Consider the following 2836-nt stretch of genomic DNA (forward strand, 5'->3'; position numbering starts at 1 on the left):
AAAAAAAAAAAAAGCGCAATGACCCCCACATCTACGTTGCAAACTAGTGCTACCTGAGCTTCATCATCACCGTCGCCCTGCTGCACGTGTTCAACAACCTGAGCATTCCCGTATCGATCTGGGGCTCCAAGTCGGTGCAGGTTTTCTCGGGCGTGCAGGACGCCATGACGCAATGGTGGTACGGCCACAACGCCGTGGGCTTCTTCCTCACCGCGGGCTTCCTGGGCATGATGTACTACTTCGTGCCGAAGCAGGCCGAGCGCCCGGTGTTCTCCTACAAGCTGTCGATCGTGCACTTCTGGGCGCTGATTTTCATCTACATCTGGGCCGGTCCGCACCACCTGCACTACACCGCCCTGCCTGACTGGGCCTCGACCCTCGGCATGGTGTTCTCGATCATCCTGTGGATGCCCAGCTGGGGCGGCATGATCAACGGCCTGATGACGCTCTCGGGCGCCTGGGACAAGCTGCGCACCGACCCCATCATGCGGATGCTGGTGATCTCGGTCGGCTTCTACGGCATGTCCACCTTCGAAGGCCCGATGATGTCGATCCGCGCGGTCAACTCGCTGTCGCACTACACCGACTGGACCATCGGCCACGTGCACTCGGGTGCACTCGGCTGGAACGGCATGATCACCTTCGGCGCGCTCTACTTCCTGACGCCGAAACTGTGGAACCGTGAGCGGATCTACTCGCTCAGCCTCGTCAGCTGGCACTTCTGGCTCGCCACCATCGGCATCGTTCTCTACGCCGCCTCGATGTGGGTGACCGGAATCATGGAAGGCCTGATGTGGCGCGAGGTCGACGCCAACGGCTTCCTCGTCAACAGCTTCGCCGACACGGTGTCCGCCAAGTTCCCGATGTACGTGGTCCGCGCTCTCGGCGGTGGCCTCTACATCACCGGTGCGATCATCATGTGTTACAACCTCTGGATGACCGTGAAGCGTTCGCCGGCTCTCGAAGCCAGCGCCGCTGCGGCTCATGCCACGCCGGCCGAATAAGGGAGGGCCGAGATCATGAGCATTCTCGACAAACACGGTATCCTCGAAAAGAACGTCACGCTGCTGGCCATCTTCGCCTTCCTCGTGGTGACCATCGGGGGCCTCGTCCAGATCGTGCCGCTCTTCTACCTCGAGAACACCATCGAGGACGTCGAAGGCATGCGCCCCTACACGCCGCTGGAGCTGGCCGGGCGCGACGTCTACATCCGCGAGGGCTGCTACGTCTGCCACAGCCAGATGATCCGCCCGATGCGCGACGAGGTCGAACGCTACGGCCACTACAGCCTCGCGGCTGAATCGCAGTACGACCACCCGTTCCAGTGGGGCTCCAAGCGGACGGGGCCCGACCTCGCCCGCGTTGGCGGCCGCTACTCGGACGAGTGGCACGTCGACCACCTGAGCAACCCGCAGTCGGTGGTGCCCGAGTCGGTCATGCCCAAGTACGGCTTTCTCCAGGCCAAGCTGATCGACGGCGAGCACATCCAGGACCTGATGTCGACGCACCGTCTGGTGGGCGTGCCCTACACCGAGGAGATGATCGAGAACGGCCGCGTGGACTTCCTGTCCCAGGCCAACCCCGACAGCGACTACGACGGGCTGCTCGAGCGCTACGGCGAGGCGGTCAACGTGCGCAACTTCGACGGCGAACCGGGGATCTCGGAACTCGATGCGCTGGTCGCCTATCTGCAGATGCTGGGCACGCTGGTCGACTTCTCGACCTTCGAACCCGACGCAAGCCGCTGAGGAGACTGTGATGGGACACGAAACCTACAACGCGCTTCGGCACTTCGCGGACAGCTGGGGTCTGCTGGCCATGTTCGTCTTCTTCATCGGCGTGATCGTCTGGGCCCTGCGCCCGGGCAGCCGGAAGACGCACCAGGACGCCGCAACCGTCCTGTTTCGCAATGAAGACAAGCCGGCCCAGGACTGAGGACACGGGACATGAGTGACAACAACGAAAAGCGAGACGATCTCGACTACGAGACGACGGGCCATTCCTGGGACGGCATCGAGGAATACAACAAGCCGCTTCCCAAGTGGTGGCTGATGATCTTCTACGCCTGCATCGTCTGGGGCATCGGCTATACCATCGCCTACCCCGCATGGCCGGGCGTGAAGACGGCGACCGCCGGCCTTCTGGGCTGGTCGACCCGCGCCAACGTGGAACAGGACATCCAGAACCACGAGGCCTCGCTGGCCCCGATCAACGAGCGGCTGGCCTCGGTCGAACTGACTGCGATCGCCGACGATCCCGAGCTCAACACCTACGCGCAGAACGCCGGCGCCGCGGTGTTCCGCACCTGGTGCGCCCAGTGCCACGGCTCGGGCGCGGCTGGCGCCACCGGCTATCCCAACCTGCTGGACGACGACTGGCTCTGGGGCGGCACCATGGAGGACATCCATTACACCGTGTCGCACGGCATCCGGAACGAACAGGACGCCGATGCCCGCTACTCGGAGATGCCCGCCTTCGGTCGTGACGAGCTTCTCAGCCGCGAGGAGATCGCGCAGGTGGCGAACTTCGTGATGACCCTGTCGGGAGAAACCCCGCCCTCGCCCGATCTGGTCGAGGCCGGCGCCGAGGTCTTCGACTTCAACTGCTCGTCCTGCCACGGCGAGGACGGCACCGGCGACCGCTTCCAGGGCGCGCCGAACCTGACCGACGCGATCTGGCTCTACGGCGGCGACTACGACACGATCCACGAAACCGTGTTCAACGCCCGCTTCGGCGTCATGCCCCCGATGGGCGGCGCCGATCTGAACGAAGCCGAAATCCGGGCCGTGGCGACCTATGTCCACGGGCTCGGCGGCGGGGAAGCTTCGGAAGAGTA

3 protein-coding genes and 1 pseudogene are annotated in these 2836 nt (G+C 63.9%); all 4 read left to right on the forward strand.

Going from position 1 to position 2836, the window contains the following annotated elements; translation table 11 throughout:
• Positions 1-1004 (forward strand): annotated as a pseudogene (gene ccoN, locus HC022_RS23045) (cytochrome-c oxidase, cbb3-type subunit I); the annotation flags it as partial.
• A gap of 15 nt (positions 1005-1019) precedes the next feature.
• Positions 1020-1748 carry a cytochrome-c oxidase, cbb3-type subunit II gene (ccoO, locus tag HC022_RS23050; RefSeq protein ID WP_008883059.1) on the forward strand — a complete coding sequence of 243 codons (729 nt, stop codon included), beginning with the start codon at positions 1020-1022 and terminating at the stop codon, positions 1746-1748.
• A 10-nt stretch (positions 1749-1758) separates the two neighbouring features.
• On the forward strand, positions 1759-1935 hold the full coding sequence (locus HC022_RS23055) for a cbb3-type cytochrome c oxidase subunit 3 (RefSeq protein ID WP_089958558.1): 177 nt from the start codon (positions 1759-1761) through the stop codon (positions 1933-1935).
• 11 nt (positions 1936-1946) lie between these two features.
• Positions 1947-2836: cytochrome-c oxidase, cbb3-type subunit III (ccoP, locus tag HC022_RS23060; protein WP_008883502.1), on the forward strand; the 890-nt coding region annotated here is incomplete at its 3' end.

Origin of the sequence: Salipiger sp. HF18 (genome assembly GCF_011806505.1) — a bacterium.
GTDB lineage: Bacteria > Pseudomonadota > Alphaproteobacteria > Rhodobacterales > Rhodobacteraceae > Salipiger > Salipiger thiooxidans.